Genomic DNA, 1,098 nt, shown 5'->3' with positions numbered 1-1,098 from the left:
CTAGGGCCTGTTCCGGGTTGAGATCACTCGGTGGGGCGGAGGCTGCGGATCCAGATGAGGGAGCCGCGTAGGTGGAGCCCTGCGAGGTAGCTGGCGGAGGTCTTGTCGAAGCGGGTGGCGAGGCCGCGCCAGTCCTTGATCTTGTTGATGCAACGCTCCACGCTGTTGCGTTCCTTGTAAAGATCGGAGTCGTGGCTGACGGGCCGTCCGCCCCGGCTGCCCTTCTTCTTGCGGTTCGCAGCCTGGTCCTTCTTCTCCGGGATGACGGCCTTGATGTTGCGTTTACGCAGGTGGGCGCGGTTGGCGCGGGAAGAATATGCTTTGTCGCCGGCGACGGCGTCCGGGCGGGTGCGGGGGCGGCCGACCGGGCCGCGGACCTTGATGCCGGCCAGGACGGCGGTGAACTGGGGGCTGTCGGCGGACTGCCCCGGGGTAAGGACGAAGGACAGTGGGCGGCAGCGCCGGTCGGCGGAGAGGTGAACCTTTCCGGTCAGGCCGCCACGCGAGCGTCCCAGGAGGGCCGCTTTCAGCCGGGCCCGTCGCCGTCGGCGCACTCGCCGACGCTCTTCACGTTCCGGGCTGGCGGGTTCGGCGCCCGTCCCCGTCTGCCCTTTTCCTCCCTTGCGCGTGCCCCCTTTTCCTCCTCGGCCGCCTTCTCCAGCGCGGTGAGGACCTCGGCGTCCACGACCATGCCGGCGGCGTCGTGGTGGGCCCGGGCCACAGTGGAGTCCACGCTGACCAGGCTGAGGTCGACCTGTCCGCGCGCGGCGGCCTCGGAGATCACGCCGTCCATCAGGGCTTCGAAGACACCCAGGTCACGCCACTGCAGGAACCGGTGGTAGACCGTTGTCCAGGCGCCGTGGTCGTCGGGCATGTCCCGCCACGGGCTGCCGGTGCGGAACCGCCACACCACCCCTTCGAACTGCTCCCGCAGCCGCTTTGGGTACGGGCCGAACTCGCCTATCGGCAGGAACGGCTCGATCAACGCCCACTCGTCATCCGTCACTTCAGACCGCGTCACACCAGCCTTCTACCAGCACGGAAGGTGACACGGGGCAGAAAACCGAAAATCTAGATCTCAACCCGGAACAGGCCCTA

At 68.1% G+C, this 1,098-nt stretch carries 1 pseudogene; it reads right to left on the bottom strand.

Features of this window, described 5'->3' with window-relative positions:
• Positions 1 to 23 precede the first annotated feature (23 nt).
• Positions 24 to 1,021: pseudogene (locus AB0915_RS39275) on the bottom strand (IS5 family transposase).
• Positions 1,022 to 1,098: the final 77 nt, after the last annotated feature.

This window comes from Streptomyces sp. NPDC048411 (assembly GCF_040704695.1).
In the GTDB taxonomy this organism is placed as follows: domain Bacteria; phylum Actinomycetota; class Actinomycetes; order Streptomycetales; family Streptomycetaceae; genus Streptomyces.
The sequence above is the reverse complement of the archived record's forward strand: the minus strand, read 5'-3'. Positions and strand labels throughout refer to the sequence as shown.